This window comes from Lentzea tibetensis (genome assembly GCF_007845675.1).
GTDB lineage: Bacteria > Actinomycetota > Actinomycetes > Mycobacteriales > Pseudonocardiaceae > Lentzea > Lentzea tibetensis.
The window spans coordinates 1-25,873 of record NZ_VOBR01000019.1 but is presented as its reverse complement, the minus strand read 5'-3'; the positions used below and the strand labels follow the sequence as shown (position 1 = coordinate 25,873).

The window sequence follows — 25,873 nt, the reverse complement described above, 5'->3', positions numbered from 1 at the left end:
CAGCCGTGTCCTGGGACACGGAGGAACAATTGTCAGGCAGTTTGCTCGTCGGCCCTCCTCACCAACGGGATGGGCGTCGGCGTGCCCGACGCCTCGGTCAGCGGCTCCACGGCCGCGCGGAAGCCCTCCAGCGCGTCCAGCTCGCGCCTGCGGGCGGACAGGAACCGCTGCAGGTGCGTGCTCGACAGGTTGAGGGCGTCGATCGCCGTGTCCGCCGCCCGGTGCGCGCGACCGGCCTGCGCACGCACCTGTTCCACGTCGTCGGCCAGCGCCCGCTCGGTCACCGCGAACATCGCCGACGACGCGATCACCGCGAAGCCCGTCGGGCCGCACAGGAACACCCGGCGGTCCAGCAGCCAGCGCAGCAGCTCCGGATCCGTGTCCAGCGCCGCCACGACGGCGCCGTCGTTGGGCACGAACATGATCGTCCCGTAGATCGCGTCCGCCCACCGCTGGTAACCCTTGCCCGCCAGCTCGGCCGCGCGGGACCTGATGTTGCGGACGTGCACGCGCAACGCGTCCGCCCGCTCCTGCGGGTCGTCGGTCTCCACGGCCTCGGCCCAGCAGGCCATCGACATCTTCGAGTCGACCGGCACCAGCCTGTTGCCGCCGACGTTCAGCACCATGTCCGGTCGCACGGAGCCGCCGCCCGCGACGTCGGTCTGCAGCGTGAAGTGCAGACCCTCTCTGAGACCGAGTGCGCGCGCGGTTTCCACCAGCACCTGCTCGCCGAGCTCACCGCGGCCGGACACCGACGAGAACGCCACCTCGTAGCGCTGCAACGCGACCTGCTGCGCGTCGAAGCGCTGGCGTTCCGACTGGATCGCGGCCAGCGCGGCGTCCGTGCGGCGCACGCTGTCCTGGTAGAGCCGCCACACGGCCACCAGCGCCCCGGCCAGGAGAAGGGCCAGGACGATCGCGGCTGTGCTGATCACTGCGGTCACGGCACCGATGATGCTCCACGACACCGACAATTCTCGATCGGGTGACACGCCGGGGACCCTCGGCGAGTTTTGTCAGTGCCCGCCTCTAGCGTGGTCGGCATGCGGATCCTGCACACCTCCGACTGGCACGTGGGGCGAACGTTCCACGGCCGCGACCTGCTCGTGGAGCAGGAGTCGGTGCTGGGCGGCCTCGCTGACCTGGTCGTCGACGAGAAGGTCGACGTCGTGGTGGTGTCGGGCGATCTGTACGACCGCGCGGTGCCGTCCGCCGACGCGGTCGGGTTGTGCGCCCGAGTGCTGATGAGGCTGCGCGCGGCCGGCGCGCGGATCGTCATCACGCCCGGCAACCACGACTCGGCGGCGCGGATCGGCGTGTTCGGCGAGTTCGCGGCGTTCGGCGGCCTGCACCTGCGCACCCGCATCGCCGAGCTCGACCAGCCCGTGCTGCTCGACGACGAGCACGGACCCGTTGCGCTGTACGGGATCCCGTTTCTCGAACCGGAGCCCGCGCGGCACGCGTTGCAGGTCGAGACGCGTGGTCACGCGGGCGTGCTCACGGAGGCGATGCGCCGCGTCCGGGCCGATTTGTCCGCGCGGCGGACGCGGTCGGTGGTGCTCGCGCACGCGTTCGTCACCGGTGGTGCGCCGTCGGAGTCCGAGCGCACGATCGCGGTCGGCGGCGTGCAGGACGTGTCGTCGTCGGTGTTCGACGGCATCGACTACGTGGCGCTCGGGCACCTGCACGGCCCGCAGCGCCTCGCGGACAACCTGCGGTACTCGGGCAGTCCGCTGGCGTACTCGTTCTCCGAGGCGCGGCAACGGAAATCGGTGTGGCTGGTCGACCTCGACGCGGGCGGCCTCGCCGGTGTCGAACGCCGCGAGCTGCCGGTGCCGCGGCCGCTCGCCGCGCTGACGGGGACGCTGGGCGAACTGCTGACCGCACCGGAGCACGCGGACCTCGAAGGCCACTACCTTTCGGTCGTGCTGACCGACGCGGTGCGGCCGATGGACTCGTTGCGGCAGCTGCAGAAGCGGTTCCCGCACGCCGTGCACGTGGAGTGGCGCCCCGAACAGGGCCGGTCGCACGCGATGACGTACGCGGAGCGGGTGCGCGGGCGGACGGACGAGGAGGTGGCGTGCTGTTTCGTCAGCGACAGCCGCGGCGCCGAGCCGAACGATCGTGAGCGCAAGCTGCTGCGCGAGGCGTTCGCCGAGGTCGCGCGGGAGAAGCTGACATGAGGTTGCACCGGCTGGAGCTCACCGCGTTCGGGCCCTACCCGAGACCCGAGGTCGTCGACTTCGACGTGCTCGGTGCCGACGGCCTGTTCCTGCTGCACGGCGACACGGGCGCCGGCAAGACGACGCTGCTGGACGCGGTGGCGTTCGCGCTGTTCGGCCGGGTGCCGGGCGCGCGCGGCGAGGTGAAGAAGCTGCGCTGCGAGTACGCGGACCCGGAGACGCCGACGTCGGTGTCGCTGGAGCTGACGGTGCAGAACCGGCGGTTCCGGATCGTCCGCAGCCCGGAGTTCGACCGGCCGAAGAAGCGCGGCGGCGGGTTCACCACGCAGCCCGCGAAGGCGTCGCTGACGTGGCTCGAGGGCTGGCACGGCGACGGTGTCACGCGGATCGACGAGGTCGCGATGGTCGTGGAGGACCTGCTCGGCATGACGCACGAGCAGTTCTTCCAGGTCGTGTTGCTGCCGCAGGGCGAGTTCGCGAGGTTCCTCCGCGCGGACACGGCCGAGCGGGAGAAGCTGCTGGAGAAGCTGTTCGGCACGCAGCGGTTCCTCGACGTGGAGAACTGGTTCCGCGAACGGCGCGTGGTCGCCGGGCGGGTGCTCGACCAGCGCAGGCAGGTCGCGCGCGACGTGCTCGGCCGGGTCGCGGAGGCGGCGGGCGAGGAGCCGCCGGACGAGCGCGACGACGGCGAGTGGCTGAGCGGCGTGGAGAAGCGCATCAGCGAGGCTCTGCAGGAGGCCGCGCAGCGCTCGTCGGACGCGTCCGATCTGCGGCAGGTGTTCGACGCGGTGCTCGCGGAGACGCGACTGCAGGCCGAACGGGTGCAACGCGTGCGGGAGGCCCGGCAGGCGCTGGACGCGCAGGTCGATCCCGGTGCGTGGATCGCCGAACGGGACGCCGCGCGGCGGGCGGTGACGGTCGTGCCGGCTCACCAGGCCATCACCCGATTGGGCACGACGCTCGACTTCGCGCTGTCCGACGAGGCGAAGGCCGCGGCTGCGGTGGCGCGGCTCGGCTACACCGGGGAGGAGCTGCGGGACGACGCGTCGCGGTTCCGCGAGGAGGCGGGCGGGCTCAACCAACTCGCCGCCGAGGCCGAACAGCACCGCCGCGACCTGCGCAGGCTTGACGAGATCGAGGTGGTCGAGCACAACGTGCGGCACCGGCTCGAACTGCTGAGCAACGACCTGGAGGTGCTGCCCGAGAAGCTGGCGCAGTGCCGCACGCAGCTGGACGCCGCTCAGGAAGCTGCGGCCCGGCTGGACGGGCTGAAGGTGCGCTTCGACGCGGCCACCCAGCTGCCGGAGGCGGTGTCGGCGCTGGCGCGGTCCGAGGACTCGCTGCGGCTCGCGATCGACGTGCACCAGAAGGCGAAGGACGTGCTGCTGCAGGTGCGTCAGCAGCGCCTGGAGGGCATGGCGATCGAGCTCGCCGCCGCGTTGAAGCGCGGCCGCCCGTGCGCGGTGTGCGGCTCGCCGAGGCACCCGTCGCCCGCGCAGCCGATGCTCGGCACCGTGGACGCGGCGGATGAGGAGGCGGCGCACGCCGAGGAGCAGGGCGCGCTCGACCAGCGCGCACTCGCCGAGCAGGCGCGCCAGGCGGCCTCGCTGCGGCTGGACGGCTACCGCGATGTGCTCGGCTCGGCCGACCCGGCGTCGGTGATCGCAGAGTTCCGCGCGGCGGCCGAGCTGGCGCGCACGAGGTCGCAGCGGCAGAACGAGTTCGTCGGCCTGGAGGCCCGTACGCGCGACCTCGGCGCCGAGAAGGGCCGCGTCGAGCAGGAGCTGGCCGGCCTGCGCGTCGAGGACGCGAAGCTGCGCGAAACCGTTGCGGCACGAGCGATCCGCCTCGACGAGGCCCGCGGCGAGCACGCCGACGTCCTGACCAGGCGCGCACACCTGCTGGAGCTGGCGTCCGCACTCACGGCGTTCGCCGACCGGCGAGCCACCTCAGCGACAGCACGCGACCGTGTCGAGGAACAGCGGTCGCTGGCGTCGTCCCTGGCCACCGAGGCGGGGTTCCCCGACGTCGCTTCTGCTTTGGCCGCAGCGCGCACCGAGGCGCAGCTGGCTCAGCTCGACGAGCGCATCGCCGCGTGGGAACGCACCCGCGCGGCAGCCGAGGCGACACTCGCCGAACTGCCCGGCGTCGACCCCGCCGAAGAGCTCGACCTCGCCGGGGTGGAGGCGCGTGCAGCCGAAGCCCGCGCTTCGGCGGCGCAGGCGTCCGCGGATCTGAGCAGGTTCACGAAGGCGCACGAACGCGTCAGTGAACTGGCAGCGCGCCTGCGCGCGGAGTGGACGTCCCTGGAGCCGCTGGAAACCGAGTACGCGGAACTGGACGCGCTGACCGACGTGATCAACGGCCGAGGCCAGAACTCGAAGAAGATGACCCTGCGTTCGTACGTGCTGGCGGCCCGCCTCGAGGAGGTGGCGGTAGCCGCAAGCGCCCGCCTGCAGCGGATGAGCCAGGGCCGCTACAGCTTCGTGCACTCCGACGAGGCAGGCGCCCGCGGCACCCGCGGCGGCCTGAGCCTCGACGTGCTCGACGACTACTCGGGCCGCGAACGCCCGGCGAAAACCCTGTCCGGCGGCGAGTCCTTCCTGGCCTCGCTCTCACTCGCACTGGGCCTGGCCGACGTGGTCGCCAACGAAACCGGCGGCGCACTGCTCGACACCCTGTTCGTCGACGAGGGCTTCGGCACGCTCGACTCCGACACCTTGGACACCGTCATGAACACCCTCGACGAACTCCGCGCAGGCGGCCGCGTGGTCGGCCTCGTCTCGCACGTCGAGGAACTGCGCCAGCGCATCCCCACCCGCCTGCGCGTGCACAAAGCGCGCACCGGCTCAACCCTGGAGGTGGTAGCCAGCTAGTAGCTCGCTCGCTGCGTGCGTGCCCCTCGACAGGGTGAATGCGACAGGGCTCACGGTGGTCAACTCACGCTCGGTGTCCATCCACATCGCCCGAAAGTGAGGAACGCAAGGGGTGGTCCCATTCGTTCCCGCAAGGAAGAGGAACGCGGGGGCGGCGTGGGCTCAGGCCTCTGACGACTCGTGGCCGAGCAGCCACCGCTTCACGTCGACACCCCACCGGAACCCGCCGAGCGCCCCGCCGGTCCGCACCACCCGGTGACACGGCACGAACAGCGCGGCGCCGTTGCGCGCACAAGCGGAAGCGGCGGCCCGCACAGCGGCCGGACGCCCGGCCAGCGCCGCGTAGTCGGCGTAGGAGATGGGCTTGCCGGCGGACACCCCGCGCAGCACGGACCACGACCACTCCATGAACTCGCTGGACCGCTGCCGCACCTCGACGTCCTCGACGGCGGCGAAGTCGCCGCGGTGATAGGCCACGACGGCGGCGGTCACCGGGCCGAGGTCGCGCATCGTCCGCAACGACGCGGGGCGCAGCGAGGCGTTGATCAGTGGCACGAGTGCGTCGGGGCCGGGGGTCCAGCCGCTCGCGAGCACCGCGCCGTCCGGCGCGACGATCGCGGTGAACGGGCCCGCCGGAGTGTCCACAGTGGACGTGTGTGCCGTGCTCATGACGTCGGTGCCTTTCTGGTCAGGTGTGCCGCCGCGTAGGAACGCCACGGGCGCCACGTGCGGCCGTGTGCGGCCAGGTCGGACGGGAGGCCCAGCGACCGCGCCGCGGCGCGCACGTCGGGGGTGAGCGGCAGCACGTCCGGTGCGCCGAGCACCCGCATGACGACGGTGTCCGCGACGGCCGGGCCGACCAGGTCGGTCAGTTCCGCGCGAAGGTCCTCCGGGTCGCGGCCGACGTCGACGACGAGGCGTCCGGACGCGAGGGCCGAACACACCGCGCAGTCGTCGACGACCGCGGGGAACAGGTGGGTCAGTGAACCGTCCGGCTGGTCGAGCGGCTCACCCAGGGGCGGTGACGGGTGCACCAGGCGCAGGAGGGTCTCGGCGCCGTCGACGCTGCCGGGGACGCGGATGCCCGGTGTCGCCGCGACCAACCCGCCCAGAGCCGGGTCGCGGCCGAGGAACTCGTCGACGGCGTGCGGGTCGGCGTCGAGGTCGAGGAGGCGGCGTACGCGGGCGACGGCGCTGCCCAGGTCGCGGACGTCGGACAGGCGCAGCGAGCACTCGACGTGGCCGTCACGAGGGACCAGGCGGACGGTGGCGGAGCCGTGCGGCAGACGCAACGCCCGCGCGTACGACGAGGCGGTCACCTCCTCCACACCGGGCAGAGCCGAGGCAGCGAAGTGGGCCAGCAGGCCGGCCGCGTCGAACGGCGGGCGGTACGGCAGGCGCAGGACGATGCGGCCCGAGGTGCCGAGCGGGGAGCGGCTGCGGCCGCGCATCTCGGAGGGGGTCGCGGCGAACACGGTGCGGATCGTGTCGTTGAACTGGCGCACGGACGCGAAGCCCGAGGCGAAGGTGATGTCGGCGAACGACATCTCGGTCGTCTCGATCAGCAGGCGTGCGGCGTGGGCGCGGTGGGCTCGGGCCAGAGCGAGAGGGCCGGCGCCCAGTTCGGCGTTCAGCACGCGGGTGAGGTGGCGTTCCGAGTAACCGAGACGTGCGGCCAGACCGGGGACGCCGTCGCGTTCGACGGTGCCGTCCGAGATCAGGCGCATGGCGCGGGCCGCGAGGTCGGCGCGGAGGTTCCACTCGGGTGAGCCCGGAACGGCGTCCGGCAGGCAGCGGCGGCACGCGCGGAAGCCCGCGGTCTGGGCCGCGGCGGCGGTGGTGAAGAACTGGGAGTTGCGGCGCTTCGGGGTTATGGCGGGGCACGACGGGCGGCAGTAGATGCCGGTCGTGCGCACCGCGAGGATGAAGCAGCCGTCGAAGCGGGCGTCGCGTGCGGCGACCGCTCGGTAGGCGCGTTCCTCGTCAACCAACATGACAACGATCCTGCCAGCGGAAACCCGACATGGCTCGCGGAAATCAGACACGACGTTCCGCTGCCGTAGACTCGTCGCTCGTGAGTTTGACCCTCGGTATCGTCGGCCTGCCCAACGTCGGCAAGTCCACCCTGTTCAACGCGCTGACCCGCAACGACGTGCTCGCCGCGAACTACCCGTTCGCGACCATCGAGCCGAACGTCGGTGTCGTGCCGTTGCCCGACGCGCGCCTCACGAAGCTCGCCGAGATCTTCGGTTCCGAGCGCGAGGTGCCCGCCGTCGTGTCGTTCGTCGACATCGCCGGCATCGTGAAGGGCGCGTCGGAGGGCGAGGGTCTCGGCAACAAGTTCCTCGCGAACATCCGCGAGGCCAACGCGATCTGCCAGGTCATCCGCGTCTTCGACGACCCGGACGTCGTGCACGTCGACGGTCGCGTCGACCCGTCGAGCGACATCGAGACGATCAACACCGAGCTGATCCTCGCCGACCTCCAGACCCTCGAGAAGGCCATCCCGAGGATCGAGAAGGAGGCGCGGATGCAGAAGGACCGCCGCGCCCCGCTCGAGAACGCCAAGAAGGCCAAGGACATCCTCGACTCCGGTCGCACGCTGTTCTCCGCGCAGTCCGAAGTGGACAGTGAGCTGCTCAGGGAGCTGAGCCTCCTCACGACCAAGCCGTTCCTCTACGTCTTCAACGCCGACGAGGGCGTGCTGAGCGACGAGGCCCGCATGAAGGAGCTGCGCGAGCTCGTCGCGCCCGCCGACGCGGTGTTCCTCGACGCGAAGGTCGAGTCCGAGCTGCTGGAGCTGGACGAGGAGTCCGCGCGCGAGCTGCTGGAGTCCATCGGCCAGCACGAGCCGGGTCTCTACTCGCTGGCCCGCGCCGGCTTCCACACGCTCGGCCTGCAGACGTACCTGACGGCGGGGCCGAAGGAAGCGCGCGCGTGGACGATCCCGCAGGGCGCGACCGCGCCGCAGGCCGCGGGCGTCATCCACACGGACTTCGAGAAGGGCTTCATCAAGGCCGAGGTCGTCTCGTTCGACGACCTGGTCGCGTGCGGGTCCAAGGCTGACGCGAAGGCGGCGGGCAAGGTCCGCATGGAGGGCAAGGACTACACGATGGTCGACGGCGACGTCGTGGAGTTCCGCTTCAACGTCTGAGCGCTCGGGTCGGTCCACACATCCTGTGGACCGACCCCGAGCGGTGAGACGACACCGGCCGCGGCAACCGCACGGGTCGCCGCAGCCGGGCCGGCCTGCTGTCAGACGGGGAAAACGCCGTAGATCTGCGCGGGGGTGCGGTTGCAGACCCAGATCTGGATCGCGGCGCCCTCGGTGGCCACACCGCCCGGCACGTCGAGGCAGTGGGAGCTCGTGCGCGCGACGCGCGACCTGAGCGTCACGAAGTTCGGCAGGTTCGTGCCCGCCTGGAACCGCTGATTGCTGGCGGCGCCGCAGTCCCATTGGAGGACCGGCGTCCCGTTGTTGTTGCGACCCGCCACGTCCATGCACTTCCGCGAGACCGCGTTGCGGATCTGGAAGATGCTGTCGTCGTGGTCGACGAAGTCCCATCGCTGGAACGGGCTGCCGTTGCACGTGACCTGGACGATGGGCACGCCGGTGGCCAACGACTCGCCCTGCGGCGCCAGGCACATCCCGGTGGCCGTGCTCCGGACGGTCACGTCGAAGTGGTCGTCGGCGGACGCCGGCGTGGCGGTGCCGAGCGAACCGATCATGGCCGCCATCAGGGCGAGCGTTGCTGCGACGATCCGTTTTCTCATCTGGATCCCTCTCGTAGGCTCGGGCGCCGAACCGGCAACGGCCGCCGTCCGCACTGGTGCTGCGTCGTTCTGCCGACGACTGTCCGGTGCTGCCAGGTCACGTGACCGGATTCCGACCGAACCCGAACGCGGTGACGCCATCGGGCCGAGACCTTGATGCTGACGGCCGAGCTGTGCGCGGCCGGACGGAGCTACGTCCCCGAGCCGAAGCAGGTCGTCGAGGGTTGTGACTGCGCGCTGATAGTCGGTGACCAAGCGGTGAGTGTTGCCCGGCGCGGTGAACACCGCGCCTGGAAATATGCGATCTGCGTTCTGCTCGACGTTTGATGCCGTCCGCGTGGGGTACCTCTGGAATGCATTCCCCACTTGGAGGTGTCATGATCGTCCTCGGACTGATCCTGCTCGTCGTCGGCTGGTTGGCCGGGATTTCCATCCTGACTACCATCGGCGTCGTGTTGCTCGTGATCGGCGCCATCCTGGCCGTCCTCGGTGCAGTCGGCCGTCCGATCGGTGGGCGTGCTCACTACTTCTAAACCGTGAGCCGCGATAACGCAGGTAACGCAAAAGGGGCCTCGACCAATTCGGTCGAGGCCCCTAGGCGCGCAACTCAGAGTCCCTTGGTGCGCGCGGCAACCGCGAAGACGCCGAACGCGGTAACCAGCATCCCCAGTGCGGCCAACCCGGCGACTACAAGATCAACAGACATGATCAGCAATACTCCCTCAGTTGTTCTCTCCAACTCATCTGACGCCGGAGTACCCCGAAATGTTGCCTCCGGTAACGTGATTTCGGTGAAACTGCGTGCTGTGGAAGCGCGTGTGCTCTCCGTAGCACCGTGGCTGCTCGCCCTGTCGGTCGCCGGGCACCTGCTGATGGTCCAGTTCCAGGCCAAGATGACCATGATCGATCTCCTGGTCTACCGGAACGGATCACCGCATCTGTTCGCCGGCGACCTCTACGAGTGGCGGCTCGACCAGTACGCCGACGTGTTCCCGTTGCCCTTCACGTACCCGCCGTTCGCGGCCGCGATCTTCACGCCCATGAGCTGGATCCCGTGGGAGGCCTCGCGCTGGGTGTGGCAGCTGCTCTGCCTGGCGTGCCTGTGGTTCATCGTCCGCACCAGCTTCAAGCTGATCGGCAGGTACGACCCCAGGCGAGTGATGCTGTGGACCGGGCTCACGCTGTGGATCGAGCCGGTGCGCACAACTCTGAACTACGGGCAAGTCAACCTCGTGCTCGCGGCTGTCCTCATCGGAACGCTGGCCAGCGCCCGCTCCTACGTCGCCGGTGCGGGCGTCGGTGTTACCGCGGGGATCAAGCTCACGCCGGCGATCTCCGGGCTGTACTTCCTCATCACGCGCAAATGGGCCGCCGCCGCGTGGTCGTTCGCGGCGTTCGTGGCCACGTTCGGCATCGGGCACCTGATCTCGCCCGGCCAGTCGAACAAGTTCTGGTTCGAGCTGCTCGGTGACGCCAGCCGCGTCGGCCCCGTCGGCAGTGCGATCAACCAGTCGATGCGCGGTGCGATCTCCCGCACGCTCGGCTACGACGTCAAGACCGGGATCCCGTACCTGCTGTGCGTGCTCGTGGCCGCCGCGCTCACCTGGTACGCCGTCAGCAAGACCAAGGACACCCTCGCCCTGATCATCAGCGTCCAGTTCCTCGGGCTGCTGGTGTCGCCGATCTCGTGGAGCCACCACTGGGTGTGGATGGTGCCCGCCCTGGTGTGGCTCATCTACCAGGGCGGACACCGCCTCTGCACGGTCGCCGCGGTCGCCTGGGTCCTCGCGACCGGCGGCTACCTCATCTCGTTCCTGCTCATGGCCCAGCCGAACATCTGGGACTTCCCGCGGCCCTGGTACTTCTCGCTGCTCGGCTGGGGCTATCCGGCCGCGGGCCTGCTCACGCTGGCCGCGATCGGGCTAGCAACCCGGCGTCAGCGGGACGACCTGCTGACCGGCGATCAGGAAGCTGCCGACCGCGAAACCAGCGGTGTCACCGGCTGACGCGGGCGTCGACGAGCCGCGGGCCTGCACGTAGCCGAACTTGCCGTCCGCGGCCAGCGCCTTCGACGTCAGCGCCGCCCAGCCGCGCTGCACGATCGGCAGGTAGGTCGGCCGGTCCAGCACGTTCGCGTTGATGCCCGCGGCGATCGCGTAGGTGATCATCGCGGTGGACGCGGCCTCGATGTCGCGGCCGTGCACGGACGACGCCCAGAACCCGTCGGAACGCTGCTGACGCGCCAGTGCGGCAGCGGACTTGCGCAGCGTGCGAGCGAAGTCGGCGCGGGCCGGGCTGTCGGCGGGCAGGTTCAGCACGGCCTTCGCGAGACCCTGCACGGCCCACCCGTTGGTCTGCGTGTGGAAGCTCCACAGGCCGGTGAACTCGTTGTACGTGCGGCGCTGCAACGCGCGGAACGACTTCTGCGCGTAGTCGAGCATCGCCTGGTCGCGGTCGGCGACGGCGATCCGGGTGAACGATGGCAGCGACATGTTCAGCGCGTCCGGCGTCGTCCAGTAGGTCTTCCCGTCGCGGACCTGCGCGCGCAGGTTGTCCCGCAGCGGCTGCAGCACCTCGGGCTCCGGGTGGAAGAACGCCACGTCCAGGTACGGCTCACCCGATGACTGCGGGTCGGCCGCGTAGGGGTGAGCCGTGTCGAGCGGCAGCAGGAACTTGTTCGCCTTCACCCACGGCCACGTCTTGTGGTTGCTGATGCCCGTCGTGCGCACCAGCGCCAGGTTGCCGACGTGGTAGTTCGCGTTGGACCAGTTGTTCGCCGCGAGGTCGGGGCCGTTGGTGAGCCAGTGCTGGCTCGCCTTCGTCATCGCGTCCGTGACGGCACAGGGCACGGCCTGCGCGGTGACCGGTGTGGAAACCAGCCCAACCGCCACAAATGCGACAACCAGAGATGTGCGAAACCGCATCAAGGTGCCTCTCACTCGAGGCGGCGGTGTCGCCCATCCTGGCGGACGTCAGGCGAGCGCGTCCAGGACGCCGTCGATTTCCTCGGCCAGCGACACGTCCAGCGCCGTGATCCCGCCTTTGGAGTGCGTGCTCACCCGGAACGTCAGCGTGCGCCACCGGATGTCGATGTCCGGGTGGTGGTTGTCGTTCTCCGCGATCTCGGCGACCCGGTTCACCACCATGATCGCCATCGGGAAGCTGCCCAGCTCCGCCGTGCGCACCAGCGCGGCGTCCTGCGCGGTCCAGTCGGGGAGCTTCGTGAGGATCTCGGTCAGCTGGTCGTCCGTCAGCAGTTCGGCCATGTCCAGATCGTCCCACCCAAATCGATCTGATGCATGGGCGTAAGCTGCGCGTTTGCCACGGGAGTCCGGTGCTGCGCCGGGCTGAGAGGAGGGCGCGCCAGCCCTCGACCGTCCCCACCTGATCCGGTTCATGCCGGCGTAGGGAGAGATGATGAGAAGGATTGTGCTCGTCGCCGCGCTGCTCGCGGCGGGTTGCTCGACGCAGACCGCGCCCAAGAGCCACGAGGTCACGCTCGTGACGCACGACTCGTTCGCGGTCAAGCAGGAGGTGCTGGACGAGTTCCAGCGCACCTCGGGCATCACCGTGAAACAGCTCGCGAGCGGTGACGCCGGTGAGCTCACGAACAAGCTCGTGCTCACCAAGGGCAACCCGATCGGCGACCTCGCGTTCGGCGTCGACTCGACGTTCGCCAGCCGCGCGCTCCAGGAGGGCGTGTTCGCGGAATACGCCTCGCCCGAGGCGGACAAGGGCGCGCAGCGGTACAAGGCGGACGACACCGGCAAGCTGCACGCCGTCGACGTCGGCGACGTGTGCGTCAACATCGACACCGGCGCGCTCGCGGGCAACGAGCCCAAGTCGTACGAGGACCTGCTCGACCCGAAGTACAAGGACAAGCTGGTCGTCGAGAACCCGGCCACGTCCTCACCGGGCCTCGCGTTCCTGCTCGGCACCATCGCGAAGTTCGGCGAGAACGGCTGGCAGGAGTACTGGACCAAGCTGAAGGCCAACGGTGTCAAGGTCGTCAGCGGCTGGGAAGAGGCCTACACGCAGGAGTTCTCCGGCTCCAGCGGCAAGGGCCCGCGCCCGGTCGTCGTCTCCTACGCCTCCTCACCGAGCGCCGAGGAAGGCCGCACCAAGGCGCTGCTCGACACCTGCTACCGACAGGTCGAGTACGCGGGCGTGCTGCAGGGCGCGAAGAACGCCGAGGACGCGCGCAAGGTGCTGGACTTCCTGCTGGGCGAGAAGTTCCAGGCCCAGGTCGCCGAGCAGATGTACGTCTACCCGTCACGCGAGGGTGTCGCGCTGCCGGAGTCATGGGCGAAGGCCGCGCCGCTGCCCGAGAAGCCGCAGCAGCTGGCACCGGACAAGGTGCGCGACGGCAGGGAACGCTGGGTCGAACAGTGGCGCACCCTCGTTCAAGGCTGAACCGGCGTTCCAGGCTGAACTGGACCCTGGCGGCGTTGCTGCCGCTGGGGTTCCTGGCCGTCTTCTTCGCGTGGCCCGTGCTGGCGATCATCACGCTCGGGCTCCGTGAAGGCGGCATCTCCGAGGCGCTGACCAGCGCGGACACCTGGGAGCTGGTCGCGTTCACGCTGGGCCAGGCCGCCGCGGCCACGGTCGTCGCGGTGATCACCGGGCTCCCGGTCGCGTTCGTGCTGGCCCGGTGCAAGATCCGCGGGCTCGGCGTCCTGCGCGCGGCCGTGATGGTGCCGTTCGTGCTGCCGACCGTGGTCGTCGGACTGGCGTTCCGCGCGTTCTGGCCGGACGGCGGCGTGCTGCCGATCGTGCTGGCCAACGCGTTCTTCAACGTCGCCGTCGTCGCGCGCACGGTCGGCGGGCTCTGGGCGCACACCGACCGTCGCGCCGAGGACGCCGCCCGCGCGCTCGGCGCGTCCAGGCCGCGCGCGTTCCTGAGCGTCGTCCTGCCCGCGCTGGCGCCCGCGATCGGCTCGGCCGCCGCGGTCGTGTTCCTGTTCTGCGCCACCAGCTTCGGCGTCGTGCTCATCCTCGGCGGCGCGCGGTACCGGACGCTGGAGACCGAGATCTACCTGCGCACGGTCGAGCTGTTCGACCTGTCCGGCGCGGCGGCGCTGTCGCTGATCCAGTTCGCGGCCGTGATCGCGGTGCTGCTGCTCGGCGCACTGGCCCGGCGCCGCCGCGAGACCGCGCTGGCGTTGAAGGGCCGCGAAGAGCTGGCCCGCAGGCCCACCGGCGGCGAGTGGGCGGTCGTCGCCGCGGCGGGCGCTGTGGTGCTCGCCCTGCTCACACCCGTTGTCGGGCTCATCATTCGTTCACTGTCCACAAGGGATGGCTGGAGCCTAGCGGGCTACCGGGCGCTCGCGACCACGGGCGAGCGCGGCACGTTGTCCGTCTCAGGGGTCGAAGCGGCGCTGAACTCGCTGCGCACGGCCACGGACGCGACCGCGATCGCGCTGGTCGTCGGCGTGTTCTCGGCGTTCGTGCTGATCGGGTTGAAGCGCTCGGGCAGCCGCGTCTCCGAGGCGCTGGACACCGCGCTGATGCTGCCGCTGGGCGTCTCCGCGGTGACGGTGGGCTTCGGCTACCTCGTCACGATGGACGCGCTGCCCGGTGACTTCCGCACCAGCCCGCTGCTGGTGCCGCTGGCGCAGGCACTGGTCGTCACGCCGCTGGTCGTGCGCATGGTGCTGCCCGTGCTCAGAGCGGTCGACGAACGACTGCGCCAGGCCGCCGCGACGCTCGGCGCCGGCCCGGCGCGGGTGTGGCTGGAGGTCGACCTGCCGCTCGTCGGACGCAGCCTCGTCGCCGCCGCGGGCTTCGGTTTCGTGGTGGCGCTGGGGGAGTTCGGCGCGACGAGTTTCCTCGCCAGGCCGGACGCGCCGACGCTGCCGGTGGTGATCGCGCGGCTCATGTCGCGGCCGGGCGCGCTGAACAGCCAGATGGCCTACGCGGCGTGCGCGCTGCTGATGGTCGTGACGATCGCCTGCGTGCTGCTGATCGAGCGGTTGCGCGTGCCGAGCAGCGGGGAGTTCTGATGTCACTGCGGATCGAGCACATCACCGTCCGCTATGGACAGACGACGGCCGTGGACGACGTCAGCCTCGACATCGCGGACGGTGAGGTCGTCGCGCTGCTCGGGCCGTCCGGCTGCGGCAAGTCCACGCTGCTGCGCACGGTCGCCGGACTGGAGAAGGCCGACGACGGCGAGGTGCGCTGGGACGGCGACGACCTCACCGGCACCCCGGTGCACGAGCGCGGCTTCGGCCTCGTCTTCCAGGACGGCCAGCTGTTCCCGCACCGCGACGTCGCGGGCAACGTGGCGTTCGGGTTGCGCATGGCCAAGGTGGACAAGGAAGTGCGGCTCAAGCGCATCGACGAGCTGCTCGAGCTCGTCGGTCTCGACGGCTACCAGCACCGCAAGGTCACCCAGCTGTCCGGCGGCGAGCAGCAACGCGTCGCGCTCGCCAGAGCCCTCGCCCCGCAACCCCGTCTGCTGCTGCTGGACGAACCGCTCTCCGCGCTCGACCGCGCGCTGCGCGAACAGCTCGCCGTCGACCTGGCGCGGCTGCTCAGGGAGGCCGGTGCGACCGCGCTCGTCGTCACGCACGACCACGACGAGGCGTTCACGCTCGCCGACCGGGTCGCCATCATGCGCAAGGGGAAGATCCGCCAGGTCGGCCCGCCGGCCGAGGTGTGGCGCGAGCCCGCCGACGTGGAGACCGCGAAGTTCCTGGGCTGCAACAAGTTCGTGCCGGGCAGCTTCGTCGGGCTCGCGAACGACCGGGTCGGTCTGCGGGCGTCCGCGCTGCGAGTCGACCCGGCGGGCACGCTCGAAGGCGTGGTGCTGGAACGGGTGCACCGCCGCGACCACGTGCGCCTGCTGGTCGAGATCGACGGCGACGAGTACGAAGCGGTCGGCCCGGTCACCGAGATCGGTGACCGGGTCCGCCTCGTCGTCGAGCAGGACGGCCTAGCTGTCCTTCGTGACGAGCCGCATGGTGGCCAGTGACAGCCCGATGACCAGGTAGCAGGCCGCGAGGAACGTGCTGTCCCACAGCTGCTCGGTCGGCATCGGGTCGCGCATCACGTCGAGCAGCCCCGGCAGCGCGGTGGTGATCAGGAACGGGTCCAGCCAGTCCAGCGAGGGCAGGTTGCCCAGCACGGCGAACACGATGAACCCGGCCATGACCGACGCCTGCACCACGAGCGGGTGCTCGGTGCACGCCGAGATCGCCAGCCCGACCGCGCCGATCGAGATCATCTGGAACGTGATCAGCAGCACGAACAACGCGATGCGCCCGACCGCCTGGCCGGTGGTCAACACGTTGCCGGACAACGTGAGCATCCCGTCGTTGCCGAGGAACGCGATGCCGGAGACGACCCCGACGACCGCCATCATCGTCACCGCGAACAGCGACATCGCGGCCAGGCCGAAGAACTTGATCACGAGCAGCCGCACCCGCGACACCGGCGCGATCAGCAGCCCGCGCAGCGTGCCGTGCTGCGACTCACCGGCCAGCCCGTCCGCCGACCAGATCGACGCCACCATCGGCAGCAGCAACCCGGCCGACAGGAACAGCGCGAAGATCGGCAGCACCAGGCCGTTGCCCCTGAGGATCCCCTCGAGGCCGGCCCCACCGCCGCCGCCCTCGTCCCTGGTCGCGAGCCACACGCCGAAACCGACGACGATCGGCACCAGGCACAGGCCGCCGAGCCCGATCAGCGTCCGCGGCCTGCGCAGCATCCAGCGCAGCTCCGAGCGCAGCTGCCGGACCAGCATGCCGCCGCGGGTGGGAAGCACACCCTGGTCGACGATCATCGGTTCCCCCCGTCCAGCGTGTCCACAGCGGACAGACTGTGCTCTGACTCCTCGGCCTCGGTGAGCCGTGCGAACAGCTCCTCCAGCCCCGTCTTCCACTTCGTCGCCTCGTGCACCGCGACCCCCGCGTGCACGAGCGTCTCGACGACGGCCGGAGCCGACGTCCCGGTCAGCTCGACGCGCAGGCCCTCCTCCAGCGGCCGCGCCGAGATCTTCGCGTGGCGCAACGCGGTCAGCGCGGCCTCCACGTCCGGTGTGATGACCTGCAGCGCGGAACCGCCCGCCTGCAACAGGTCCGCCAGTTCCCCCTGCGCCACCACGGTTCCGCGGTGCAGCACGCACACGTGCGTGCACGTCGCCTCGACCTCGCTGAGCAGGTGCGACGACACCAGGACGGTGGTGCCCGCCGCGTGCAGGTCCGCGATGATCCGGCGGATCTCCCGCGTGCCCGCCGGGTCGAGCCCGTTCGTCGGCTCGTCCAGCACGATCAGCTTGCGGTGCACCAGCAACGCCGCGGCCAGGCCGAGGCGCTGCTTCATGCCGAGCGAGTAGCCCCGGTAGCGCCGGTGCGCCGCCGCGGCGAGGCCGACGCGCTCCAGCGCGTCCTCCACCGCCTGCCTGACCGAACCGCTGGGAAGCAGCGGCTCGAAAGCGGCGCACCGGAGCAGGTTCTCCCGCCCCGACAGGAACGGGTGGAACCCCGGTCCCTCGACCAGCGCGCCCACGTGCGGCAGCACGTGTTCGGCCCCTTCCGGCAAGGGCTTGCCGAGCAGCTCGATCTCCCCCTGCGTCGGCCGCACGAGCCCGAGCAGCATCCGGATGGTGGTGGTCTTGCCCGACCCGTTGGGGCCGAGCATGCCCAGCACCGCGCCTTCAGGCAGCTCGAGGTCGACGCGGTCGACGGCGACCGTGCTCCCGTACACCTTGCGCAGACCGCGGGTCCGAGCGGCGACGGCGGCTTTCTTCGCCCCGTCGTTCTGGGGCGCCGCCGTCGCCGGCGCGCTGGTCGAGGTGGTCACTTCACCTGTCCGATCGTGTCGAAGAGCACCTGCTCGGGCACGGCACCCGCGACCACGCGGCCGTCGTCCGCGAGCAGGATGTTGCCGACCTTGGCGGTGAACAGCTTGCCGCTGCCCCACGCGCCGCTGACCGGCTTCATGATCTTGTCGACCAGGCCGCGGCCCTCAGCCGTGATCTGCTGGAGTTGGTCGGCCGGGACCCTGACCCCGACCACCGTGTCCCAGCCGTCACCGAAGATCTGCGGCGTCGCCGACGCGATCGCCTCCTCAGCCGACTCGACCTCGTGCCGGGCCTCTTCCTTCTTGCCCTCGGTGACCTTCACGCCGGCACCGGGGGTGAACTTGAAGAGAGCCGGGTCCTGCGGTCCGACGTTCATGTCGGAGAAGCCGACCTGAGCGGCGGGCGCGTTGGTGCCGTTGGTGTAGACGGCGACCCGCAGCGGGATGCGCATCTCGGAGTCGACCGCCACGCGGACCTCGCGCAGCAGCGTCTTCTCCGTCGGCTTCGGCTCCAGCACCAGCTCGTAGGCGGCGCGGTTGGCCACGCGTGCCGTCCCGTCCACCTTCACGTCGCTGAACTTCTCGATCTCGGCGACGAGCTCACGCGCGGTCGACACCGGGTCGCCCGGTGACTGCTCCTTCGCGTCCGGTGCTTCCGCACCGTGCACGACCTTCGTGACCTCGGACTTCGACGAGTTCCACGTCCACGTGGTGGTGCCGTCGTCGACGATCGTCTGCTCGGACTGGCCGTCCGGCAGCGCCAGGCGGAGCCTGCCGTCGCCGTCGGTCCACATCCGGGCGTTGTGCGCGCCGTCGGCGAGCTGCGGGACACCCGAAATCGCGGGCAGGCCCAGGTTGTTCGTCGCCTCCACCGTGCCGCCGAACGCGCCCGGCTTCGCGGTGAGCACCGACTCGACCAGTGACTGTGCGGTGACGTCCGGCAGGTCGGGCGACGGGCCCGCACCCGCTGGCATCGCGGACACCCCCAGCCCGACGACACCGGCGACCACGCCGGCCGCCGCAGCGGCCAGGGTCACCCTTCGCTTGTTCATGTCCCCTCCTGTGGGTCTCTGACATCCCCAACACTGCGCGGTCGTTGCTGAGATCGCGCTGAGACGGCTCCGGCCTGCCTCGGGATGCTGAGAGTCGACTGAGGAACCCGAGGCGATTCTCCCTCGTAGGCGGCATGCTGTGCCGTGTGAAGCCTCGGGTGCTGGTCGTGGACGACGAGATCGGCGTGCGCCGCGCACTGGAACGCGGCCTGTCGGCGGAGGGCATGGAGGTCGTCACCGCCGCCGACGGGCCGACCGCGTTGCGGGTCGCGCTGACCGGCGCGTTCGACGTGGTGCTGCTGGACATCATGCTGCCGGGACTGTCGGGGTACCGGGTGCTGCAGCGGATGCGCGCGGAAGGCGTGCGGACGCCGGTGCTGATGGTGTCCGCGAAGGACGGCGAGGTCGACCAGGCCGACGGCCTCGACCTCGGCGCCGACGGCTACCTGGTGAAGCCCTTCTCGTTCGTCGTGCTCGTCGCGCAGGTGCGCGCGTTGCTGCGGCGCGGCGGCGGAGCGCGGCGCAAGCTGACGCTGGGGGAGCTGGTGATCGACCGCGCGCTGCGCGAGGTCACCTGGGGCGGTGAAGGTGTGGCGCTGTCGCCGCGCGAGTACGCGGTGCTGGACGTGCTCGCCTCGCGCGCGGGTTCCGTGGTGACGAAGGACGAGCTGCTGCGCGCGGTGTGGGGCGACGAGCAGGCCGCCACCCGCAACGCGGTCGAGGTGTACGTCGGCTACCTGCGGCGCAAGCTCGACGCGATGGGCGCGGGCGAGGTCGTGCGGACCGTGCGCGGCCACGGCTACATCGCGTCGACCCCCGATCTGGACTCCGCGCTCAGCCAGTCCACCAGCCGGGTTCGCCGGTGAACCCTCGCCGCTGGTGGTTGCGGCGCTCGCTGCGGTTCCGGATCACCGTCGTCGCCACCGGCGTCGCGCTGCTGTGCCTGCTCGCATTCACCCTGCTCGCGCCCGGCCTGATCGGCCTGGTGCAGATCAGCGCGGTCGACCAGGAGCTCGACCGCGGCGGGATGGTCCGGGTGCTCGACATCTCCGGCGCGCCGGTCGACGGCGGCCCGTCGATCGACCTGACGACGTCGGAGATCCGGCAGCTCAAGTCCGGTGAGCCGGTGCTGCGGCTCGACGAGACGTCCGCGCACCGGTGGAAGGGCGAGGTCGTGTTCAGCCCGGACGGCACACCGCAGCTGCGGGTCGCCGGTGACGTGCTGCTCGGCTACCGCAACGCCAACTCGCTCGGCACGCGCTGGCTGGCGGTCGCCGCGGTGCTGGTCGCGGGCCTGGTGGGCATCGCGACCTGGCTGGCCGTGCGGTCGTCGCTGGTGCCGGTGGAACGGATGCGCATCGCCGCGGCCTCGCTGCCGCGCGGGGAACGGCTGCCCGTGCCGGCGTCCAAGGACGAGCTGCAGGCTCTGGCCGAGGCGTTGAACGCGCTTCTGGCTCGCCGCGACGAAGCCACCGAGCGGCTGACCAGGTTCACCGGCGACGCCGCGCACGAGCTGCGTTCGCCGGTGACGTCCGTGCGCGCGCAGGCCGAGGTCGCGGTCGCGCACCCCGACCCGGACTTCTCAATCGAGGTGCTGGAGTCCGTCGTCGAGGAGTCGCAGCGGCTGTCCTCACTGGTCGACGCGCTGCTGATCCTGGCGCGCGCGGACACCGGTGAGCTGCCCCGCGCCGAGGGCGTCGACCTGGTGCTGGAGGCCGAGGCGGCCATCGCGCGGCTCGACTCCGACCTGGTGGTGCGGCTGACCGCGCCGCCGTCGGCGTGCCTCGTGTCCGCGACCAGGTCCGAGGTCGAGCTCGTGATCGACAACCTGCTGCGCAACGCCGCGCGATACGCGCAGACGCTGGTGACGGTGTCGGTGCTGCCCGCCGGGCGGGAGGTGCGGCTGATGGTGGACGACGACGGGCACGGCATCCCGCCCGAGCACCGGACCCGCGTGTTCGACCGGTTCTACCGGGTCGAGGAGCATCGTGGGCGGTCGTCCGGCGGGTTCGGGCTCGGGCTCGCGCTGGTTGCGCACCTGGTGCGGCGGCGGCGTGGCTCCGTGCGCGCGGGGGAGTCGCCGTCGGGCGGGGCGCGTTTGGAGATCCGCTGGCCGTCCTGGTAAGGATCGCTGGTGCCCGAACTCCGAGCCTCCGCGCTGGTCGAAGCGCCCGTCCAGACCGTTGCGGGCGCGCTGCTCGACACGTCGCTGATCACCAAGTTCGGCGTGAAGGTGGCGGGCCCGCTGCTGTGCCTGGGCGACGAGCTCGGCGGACCGCTCGGCGTGCGCTTGAAGGTGACGCGAGCAGATCTGTCCGGTGTGTCCGCTGAAGGCGATTTCCTTTCCCTCAGAACAGATCTGGTGCCGACGGCCGCCGGGACGATGGTGGTCGACCTCGTGTCGTGGACGACGCCGGGCGGTCTGCTCGGCCGGTTCGTGGACGTCACGGTCGGGCGCGGCATGGCGTTGCGCGTGCTGGAACAACGGGGAGACGCGCTGGCGAAGCGCTGCGAGGCGTTGAACCAGGCCTGTGTGGTCGTCGGCGCGGCGATCGTGCGGGACGGACTGCTGCTGGCGCAGCAGCGCGCGTACCCGGAATCCCATGCGGGGCAATGGGAACTGCCCGGCGGTCGAGTCGAACCGGGCGAGGAGCCGGTGGACGCGCTGGTGCGCGAGTGCGACGAGGAACTGGGCGTTCCGGTCGTCGTGGGCGACCAGGTCGGGCCGGACATCCCGTTGAAGGAAGATCTGCTCCTCCGCGTCTACGCGGCGAAGCTCGACGGCGGTGAGCCGGAAGCCTTGGAGCACAAGGCAATCCGGTGGCTCACCGCCGCCGAGATCCCCGCGCTGGACTGGCTCCCGGCGGACCGGGTGCTCGTCCCCGCGCTGGAGGCGCTCCTCAGGTGAGGCCGGAGAGCCGCAGCGCCGCGTCGAGGGTGTGCTGGGCGCGCGAGCGGGCGCGGGACGCCCCCGACGCGCGGATGCGGTCCAGTTCCGGTTGGTCCTCCAGCAGTTCGACGGTGCGTTCGCGGACCGGGCGCAGCTCCTCGATGACGGCGTCGGCGACGACGTCCTTCAACTCGGCGTAGCGATCCGTGAAGTCCTCGGCCTCCTTGCCGGTGCACGCGGTGAGGACGTCCGCCAGGTTCGCGATGCCCTCCGGAGAGGACACCGCGCGGCGGATCTTGCGGCGCACCAGGTCCGGCGGGTCGAGCACGAACACCGTGCCCGTCGAGTCGCGTGCGGACTTCGCCATCTTCCGCGCCGGGTCGGCGAGGTCCTTGATGCGCGCGCCCGCCTTCGGCACCACGGCCTTCGGCACCGTGAACACCTCGCCGTACGTGCCGTTGAACCGCCGCGCCAACGCGCGCGCCAGCTCGACGTGCTGGAGCTGGTCCTCGCCGACCGGCACCTCACCGGCGCCCTGCAGCAGGATGTCCGCCGCCATCAGCACCGGATAGGTGAGCAGGCTCAGCCGCACCGACGACCGGCTAGCCGAATTTGTTTTGGCTGACTTCTCCTTGAACTGCGTCATCCGCGCGGCCTCGCCGTAGGTGCACGTGCACTCCAGCACCCACGTCAGCGCGCCCAGCTCGCGCACCAGGTCCGACTGCACGCACACGCTGTGCGGGTCGACCCCGGTCGCGATGAGCACCGCGAACTGTTCTCGCGTCAGGGTGCGGAGCTTCGCCGGGTTGTGCGACGACGTCATCGCGTGCAGGTCGCTGATGAAGTACACGTCGTCCGGCGTGCCCTCGCGCGCCCAGCGCCGCACCGCCCCGAGGTAGTTGCCCAGCTGGACGTGCCCGGACGGGGTGATGGCCGAGAGTCGAATCATGATCGTGCCCTTTCGGTGCAGGGCCGCCACGTCGAGCGCACGAAAAAGGCCGCCCGATGGGGCGGCCTGGTTGAGGTGAGCGCACAGCTCTAGGACCGCCGGGAGACGGTCCACCAGAAGACGTTCAGAGTGCGCACGTTCACCATTCTAGGACTACCGTTGGTCCATGTTCATCGTGCTGCTCCGATATGACGCGCCGTTGGAACAAATCGACTACGCCCTGCCCGACCACCGCGCGTGGGTCGAGAAGCAGTACGAGGCGGGTCTCTTCATCGCATCGGGTCGTCAGCGGCCGCGCACCGGCGGCGTGATCCTCACCCGGCCCATGCCACGCGGGAAGCTCGACGCGCTGCTCGCGACGGACCCGTGGGTCGTGCAGAAGCTCGTGAAGTGCGAGGTGATCGAGTTCGAGGCCACCCGCACCGCGGCCGAGGTCGTCATGCTGAACGAGGCCGTGCTCACCACCTGAACCGCGGGATGACGAAGAACCGCTGGCCGCGCAGGCCCACCTCGCGCGCCCGGTCCCGGTCCGGCAGGACGACCGTGGGGCACAGCGCGGCGAAGTGGTCGTTCACCTCGGTCGAGACCAGGTGCTCGCCGATGGCCTTGTCGTAGGTCCCGCGCAGCTCCCTGATGTGGTCGGGCCCGCCGAAGCCCAGCACCAGCGCGCCGACGCCGTACGCCGCGGCCGTCGCGATCGTCAGGAAGATCTCGGGGGCGCTCATGTGCGCGTGGTGCCGGAGCCCGTGGTGCTCGACGGCCCACACCCGGTCGAAGCCCGCCTCCTCGGCGAGCACCGCCTCGTCGACGCAATCGCGGCGGACGGTAGCCGACCGTGTTGAGGCAACTACTCTAAGCAGCTTTTTTGTCCTTCTTCTTCTTTTCCTTCTCCTTGGCCTTGAGCAGTGCGAGCACCGGGCACCGCTTGCACCGCGGCTTCGACCGGCAGCACTTCTTCTTGAGTTTCTTACCCACTAGCTCTCCACTCCGACGGGTGTCGCTAGGCTAGGTGAGGCTCACCTCACGGGGCAGTACTGTGTGGTATTCGCGACGCGGCCGGTACCCTGGAGTACGGCGGTGCGCATAACTGTGTCCGGCGCATGCCCCTCCCTTGACTTCAAGCTCTAGGAGTTCCGCGTGCCCACGGCCACCGCGTCGATCACCGAGACGCGCACTGACCTGCGCAACGTCGCGATCGTCGCCCACGTTGACCACGGCAAGACCACGCTGGTCGACGCCATGTTGCGCCAGTCCGGTGCCTTCTCCGCGCGTGCCGAGCTCGTGGACCGAGTCATGGACTCCGGCGAGCTCGAGCGCGAAAAAGGCATCACCATCCTCGCGAAGAACACCGCTGTGAGGCGTCACACGCCTGACGGCGATGTGATCATCAACGTCGTCGACACCCCCGGCCACGCCGACTTCGGCGGTGAGGTCGAGCGTGCGCTCGCCATGGTCGACGGCGTCGTGCTCCTCGTCGACGCTTCCGAGGGCCCGCTGCCCCAGACCCGGTTCGTGCTGCGCAAGACGCTCGCCGCCGGTCTGCCCGTCATCCTGCTCGTCAACAAGGTCGACCGCCCCGACGCTCGGATCTCCGAGGTCGTCGAGGAAGCGCACGACCTGCTGCTCGACCTGGCGACCGAGGTCGGCGCGGACGACTCCGTGCTGGACCTGCCGGTCGTGTTCGCGTCCGCGCGCGCCGGTCGCGCGTCGCTCAACCAGCCCGAGGACGGCGGCCTGCCGGACGAGGAGAACCTGGACACGCTGTTCCAGGTGCTGCTCGACTACATCCCCGCCCCGAAGGTCGAGATCGACGCGCCGCTGCGCGCGCTCGTCACCAACCTGGACGCCTCCACGTTCCTCGGCCGCATCGCGCTGTGCCGCATCGCCGCGGGCACGATCCGCAAGGGCGAGATCGTCGCCTGGTGCCGCGAGGACGGCACGACCCAGCGCGTCAAGATCACCGAGCTGCTGATCACCGAGGCGCTCGACCGCATCCCCGCCGAGTCGGCCAAGGCAGGCGACCTGTGCGCCATCGCGGGCATCCCGGAGATCACCATCGGCGACACCCTCGCCGACGTCGACGACCCGCGCCCGCTGACCCGCATCACGGTCGACGAGCCCGCGATCTCGATGACCGTCGGTGTGAACACCTCGCCGCTCGCCGGCCGCAACGGCGGCACGAAGCTGACCGCCCGCGTGCTCAAGGCCCGTCTCGACGCCGAGCTCGTCGGCAACGTGTCGGTCCGCGTGCTGCCCACCGAGCGTCCGGACACCTGGGAGGTGCAGGGCCGCGGTGAGCTGGCGCTGGCCATCCTGGTCGAGCAGATGCGCCGCGAGGGCTTCGAGCTGACCGTCGGCAAGCCGCAGGTCGTCACGAGGATGGTCGACGGCAAGATCCACGAGCCGTACGAGCACCTCACCATCGACGCCCCCGAGGAGCACCTCGGCGCGATCACCCAGCTCCTCGCGAACCGCAAGGGCCGCATGGAGAACATGGCGGGCCACGGCACCGGCCGCATCAAGCTCGAGTACGTCGTGCCGTCGCGCGGCCTCATCGGCTTCCGCACCGAGTTCCTCACCGAGACCCGCGGCACCGGCATCGCGAACGCCGTCGCCGAGGGCTACGGCCCGTGGGCGGGCGAGATCCGCACCCGCCACAACGGCTCGCTGGTCGCCGACCGCACCGGCTCCATCACCGCCTACGCGATGATCCAGCTGGCCGACCGCGGCACCTTCTTCGTCGAGCCCGGCGCGGACGCCTACGAGGGCATGGTCGTCGGCGAGAACCCGCGCGCCGAGGACCTCGACGTCAACGTGTGCCGCGAGAAGAAGCTCACCAACATGCGCACGTCCACCGCGGACGTCATGGAGACGCTGGCCCGGCCCCGGAAGCTGTCGCTCGAGGAGGCGCTCGAGTTCTGCGCGTCCGACGAGTGCGTCGAGGTCGCGCCCGAGGTCGTCCGCGTCCGCAAGGTGACGCTGGACGCCAACCTGCGTGGGCGTGAGCGCTCGAAGTTGAAGCAGCGCGGCTGATCGTGCGCCATGAGGGGAGCTTTCCCAGCGTTGACCGCTGGGAAAGCTCCCCTCATGGCTTTCCGGGTTGTCGCGAGGCCCCACCCACCTCGGGAAAGTTCGGGGAGATCGTTCGGCCGCCGGTTGTGCTCGAGGGCCGCGCCCGTTGGGCAGTGCGGGGTCACCAGTGCGGCGGGCGCTCCTTCTAATGAGTCGTGAGTCGCCCGTCGGGCAGACTCGGGTCTGGTAGCCGCTGGCAGGTGAGCACTCGTTCCTCCTGGACGTCTGAGTCCTGACGAAAGATCGTGCCCCTGCTGGTGGGCCGGGAGAGT

The 25,873-nt window shown here is 70.5% G+C and carries 26 protein-coding genes and 1 riboswitch; of the genes, 14 read left to right on the top strand and 12 right to left on the bottom strand.

Translation table 11 applies throughout. The features are described 5' to 3' along the window. Positions 1-32: 32 nt before the first annotated feature. Complete coding sequence (locus FKR81_RS27065; protein WP_146355813.1) at positions 33-944, bottom strand: DNA recombination protein RmuC; 912 nt, start codon at positions 942-944, stop codon at positions 33-35. Between the two features lie 99 nt (positions 945-1,043). Between FKR81_RS27065 and FKR81_RS27060 the strand changes: the two genes are divergently transcribed. Beyond that, entirely contained in the window at positions 1,044-2,183 is a 1,140-nt protein-coding gene (locus FKR81_RS27060; protein WP_146355811.1) for an exonuclease SbcCD subunit D, read from the top strand. Beyond that, positions 2,180-5,059 carry an AAA family ATPase gene (locus FKR81_RS27055; RefSeq protein ID WP_146355809.1) on the top strand — a complete coding sequence of 960 codons (2,880 nt, stop codon included), beginning with the start codon at positions 2,180-2,182 and terminating at the stop codon, positions 5,057-5,059. Before FKR81_RS27060 ends, FKR81_RS27055 begins: the two co-directional genes overlap by 4 nt. Positions 5,060-5,221: 162 nt before the next feature. Here FKR81_RS27055 and FKR81_RS27050 read toward each other — a convergent pair whose 3' ends face one another. Both FKR81_RS27050 and FKR81_RS27045 read right to left on the bottom strand, forming a co-directional pair. Further along, positions 5,222-5,728 (bottom strand): methylated-DNA--[protein]-cysteine S-methyltransferase, encoded by a 507-nt coding sequence (locus tag FKR81_RS27050; RefSeq protein ID WP_146355807.1) that lies wholly within the window; start codon positions 5,726-5,728, stop codon positions 5,222-5,224. Further along, positions 5,725-7,053, bottom strand: coding sequence for a DNA-3-methyladenine glycosylase 2 family protein (locus FKR81_RS27045; protein ID WP_146355805.1), 1,329 nt, complete (start codon positions 7,051-7,053; stop codon positions 5,725-5,727). The genes FKR81_RS27050 and FKR81_RS27045 overlap by 4 nt, the downstream gene beginning before the upstream one ends. An 80-nt stretch (positions 7,054-7,133) precedes the next feature. Here FKR81_RS27045 and ychF point away from each other — a divergent pair, with 80 nt between their 5' ends. Continuing rightward, positions 7,134-8,213, top strand: coding sequence for a redox-regulated ATPase YchF (gene ychF / locus FKR81_RS27040; RefSeq protein WP_146355803.1), 1,080 nt, complete (start codon positions 7,134-7,136; stop codon positions 8,211-8,213). A 101-nt stretch (positions 8,214-8,314) separates the two neighbouring features. On the opposite strand, the gene FKR81_RS27035 is transcribed toward ychF, so the two are convergent. Next, a complete protein-coding gene (locus FKR81_RS27035) occupies positions 8,315-8,833 on the bottom strand; it encodes an RICIN domain-containing protein (protein WP_186763197.1) in 519 nt (172 codons plus the stop codon). 156 nt (positions 8,834-8,989) lie between these two features. Here FKR81_RS27035 and FKR81_RS43755 point away from each other — a divergent pair, with 156 nt between their 5' ends. The 3 genes from FKR81_RS43755 to FKR81_RS27030 all read left to right on the top strand — a co-directional run bounded on the left by FKR81_RS43755 (position 8,990) and on the right by FKR81_RS27030 (position 10,839). Further along, a complete protein-coding gene (locus tag FKR81_RS43755; RefSeq protein ID WP_186763196.1) occupies positions 8,990-9,160 on the top strand; it encodes a hypothetical protein in 171 nt (56 codons plus the stop codon). Positions 9,161-9,210: 50 nt separating this feature from the next. Further along, positions 9,211-9,366, top strand: coding sequence for a DUF6131 family protein (locus FKR81_RS43750; RefSeq protein ID WP_186763195.1), 156 nt, complete (start codon positions 9,211-9,213; stop codon positions 9,364-9,366). A 258-nt stretch (positions 9,367-9,624) separates the two neighbouring features. Then, positions 9,625-10,839, top strand: coding sequence for a mannosyltransferase (locus FKR81_RS27030; protein WP_146355799.1), 1,215 nt, complete (start codon positions 9,625-9,627; stop codon positions 10,837-10,839). On the opposite strand, the gene FKR81_RS27025 is transcribed toward FKR81_RS27030, so the two are convergent. Both FKR81_RS27025 and FKR81_RS27020 read right to left on the bottom strand, forming a co-directional pair. After that, positions 10,756-11,724 (bottom strand): glycoside hydrolase family 88 protein, encoded by a 969-nt coding sequence (locus FKR81_RS27025; protein WP_186763194.1) that lies wholly within the window; start codon positions 11,722-11,724, stop codon positions 10,756-10,758. The two genes, FKR81_RS27030 and FKR81_RS27025, sit on opposite strands and share 84 nt — an antisense overlap. 81 nt (positions 11,725-11,805) lie before the next feature. After that, complete coding sequence (locus FKR81_RS27020) at positions 11,806-12,099, bottom strand: 4a-hydroxytetrahydrobiopterin dehydratase (RefSeq protein ID WP_146355795.1); 294 nt, start codon at positions 12,097-12,099, stop codon at positions 11,806-11,808. Positions 12,100-12,146: 47 nt separating this feature from the next. Next, positions 12,147-12,261: riboswitch (TPP riboswitch) on the top strand. Here FKR81_RS27020 and FKR81_RS27015 point away from each other — a divergent pair. The 3 genes from FKR81_RS27015 (at position 12,251) to FKR81_RS27005 (ending at position 15,809) form a co-directional block, all read left to right on the top strand. Then, entirely contained in the window at positions 12,251-13,246 is a 996-nt protein-coding gene (locus FKR81_RS27015; RefSeq protein WP_146355794.1) for a thiamine ABC transporter substrate-binding protein, read from the top strand. Its footprint overlaps the riboswitch before it by 11 nt. Positions 13,247-13,281: 35 nt before the next feature. Then, entirely contained in the window at positions 13,282-14,835 is a 1,554-nt protein-coding gene (locus FKR81_RS27010; protein ID WP_235921789.1) for an ABC transporter permease, read from the top strand. Continuing rightward, on the top strand, positions 14,835-15,809 hold the full coding sequence (locus tag FKR81_RS27005) for an ABC transporter ATP-binding protein (protein WP_146355790.1): 975 nt from the start codon (positions 14,835-14,837) through the stop codon (positions 15,807-15,809). Before FKR81_RS27010 ends, FKR81_RS27005 begins: the two co-directional genes overlap by 1 nt. Here the strand turns inward: FKR81_RS27005 and FKR81_RS27000 are convergent. From FKR81_RS27000 to FKR81_RS26990, 3 genes are read right to left on the bottom strand one after another with little or no spacing between them, the layout of a single operon-like run. Beyond that, positions 15,771-16,619 carry an ABC transporter permease gene (locus tag FKR81_RS27000; protein ID WP_186763193.1) on the bottom strand — a complete coding sequence of 283 codons (849 nt, stop codon included), beginning with the start codon at positions 16,617-16,619 and terminating at the stop codon, positions 15,771-15,773. The two genes, FKR81_RS27005 and FKR81_RS27000, sit on opposite strands and share 39 nt — an antisense overlap. Then, positions 16,616-17,638, bottom strand: coding sequence for an ABC transporter ATP-binding protein (locus FKR81_RS26995; protein WP_146355788.1), 1,023 nt, complete (start codon positions 17,636-17,638; stop codon positions 16,616-16,618). Before FKR81_RS26995 ends, FKR81_RS27000 begins: the two co-directional genes overlap by 4 nt. After that, positions 17,635-18,690 carry a LolA family protein gene (locus tag FKR81_RS26990; protein WP_146355786.1) on the bottom strand — a complete coding sequence of 352 codons (1,056 nt, stop codon included), beginning with the start codon at positions 18,688-18,690 and terminating at the stop codon, positions 17,635-17,637. Before FKR81_RS26990 ends, FKR81_RS26995 begins: the two co-directional genes overlap by 4 nt. A gap of 134 nt (positions 18,691-18,824) precedes the next feature. On the opposite strand from FKR81_RS26990, the gene FKR81_RS26985 reads away from it, so the two are divergent. Genes FKR81_RS26985 through FKR81_RS45195 form a run of 3 tightly spaced genes read left to right on the top strand, consistent with a single transcriptional unit; the run spans position 18,825 to position 21,598 of the window. Next, positions 18,825-19,556 carry a response regulator transcription factor gene (locus FKR81_RS26985; protein WP_186763192.1) on the top strand — a complete coding sequence of 244 codons (732 nt, stop codon included), beginning with the start codon at positions 18,825-18,827 and terminating at the stop codon, positions 19,554-19,556. Then, complete coding sequence (locus tag FKR81_RS26980) at positions 19,553-20,815, top strand: sensor histidine kinase (RefSeq protein WP_146355784.1); 1,263 nt, start codon at positions 19,553-19,555, stop codon at positions 20,813-20,815. Before FKR81_RS26985 ends, FKR81_RS26980 begins: the two co-directional genes overlap by 4 nt. A gap of 9 nt (positions 20,816-20,824) precedes the next feature. Beyond that, positions 20,825-21,598 (top strand): NUDIX domain-containing protein, encoded by a 774-nt coding sequence (locus tag FKR81_RS45195; RefSeq protein ID WP_235921788.1) that lies wholly within the window; start codon positions 20,825-20,827, stop codon positions 21,596-21,598. On the opposite strand, the gene trpS is transcribed toward FKR81_RS45195, so the two are convergent. Further along, complete coding sequence (trpS, locus tag FKR81_RS26970) at positions 21,591-22,529, bottom strand: tryptophan--tRNA ligase (RefSeq protein ID WP_146355782.1); 939 nt, start codon at positions 22,527-22,529, stop codon at positions 21,591-21,593. The two genes, FKR81_RS45195 and trpS, sit on opposite strands and share 8 nt — an antisense overlap. A 166-nt stretch (positions 22,530-22,695) precedes the next feature. On the opposite strand from trpS, the gene FKR81_RS26965 reads away from it, so the two are divergent. Continuing rightward, positions 22,696-22,998 carry a YciI family protein gene (locus FKR81_RS26965; protein ID WP_146355780.1) on the top strand — a complete coding sequence of 101 codons (303 nt, stop codon included), beginning with the start codon at positions 22,696-22,698 and terminating at the stop codon, positions 22,996-22,998. Here the strand turns inward: FKR81_RS26965 and FKR81_RS26960 are convergent. Both FKR81_RS26960 and FKR81_RS45685 read right to left on the bottom strand, forming a co-directional pair. Then, entirely contained in the window at positions 22,988-23,326 is a 339-nt protein-coding gene (locus FKR81_RS26960) for a hypothetical protein (protein WP_222598416.1), read from the bottom strand. The two genes, FKR81_RS26965 and FKR81_RS26960, sit on opposite strands and share 11 nt — an antisense overlap. A 55-nt stretch (positions 23,327-23,381) precedes the next feature. Continuing rightward, a complete protein-coding gene (locus FKR81_RS45685) occupies positions 23,382-23,504 on the bottom strand; it encodes a hypothetical protein (RefSeq protein WP_268891585.1) in 123 nt (40 codons plus the stop codon). 162 nt (positions 23,505-23,666) lie between these two features. Between FKR81_RS45685 and typA the strand changes: the two genes are divergently transcribed. Further along, on the top strand, positions 23,667-25,562 hold the full coding sequence (typA, locus tag FKR81_RS26955; RefSeq protein ID WP_146355777.1) for a translational GTPase TypA: 1,896 nt from the start codon (positions 23,667-23,669) through the stop codon (positions 25,560-25,562). Positions 25,563-25,873 lie beyond the last annotated feature (311 nt).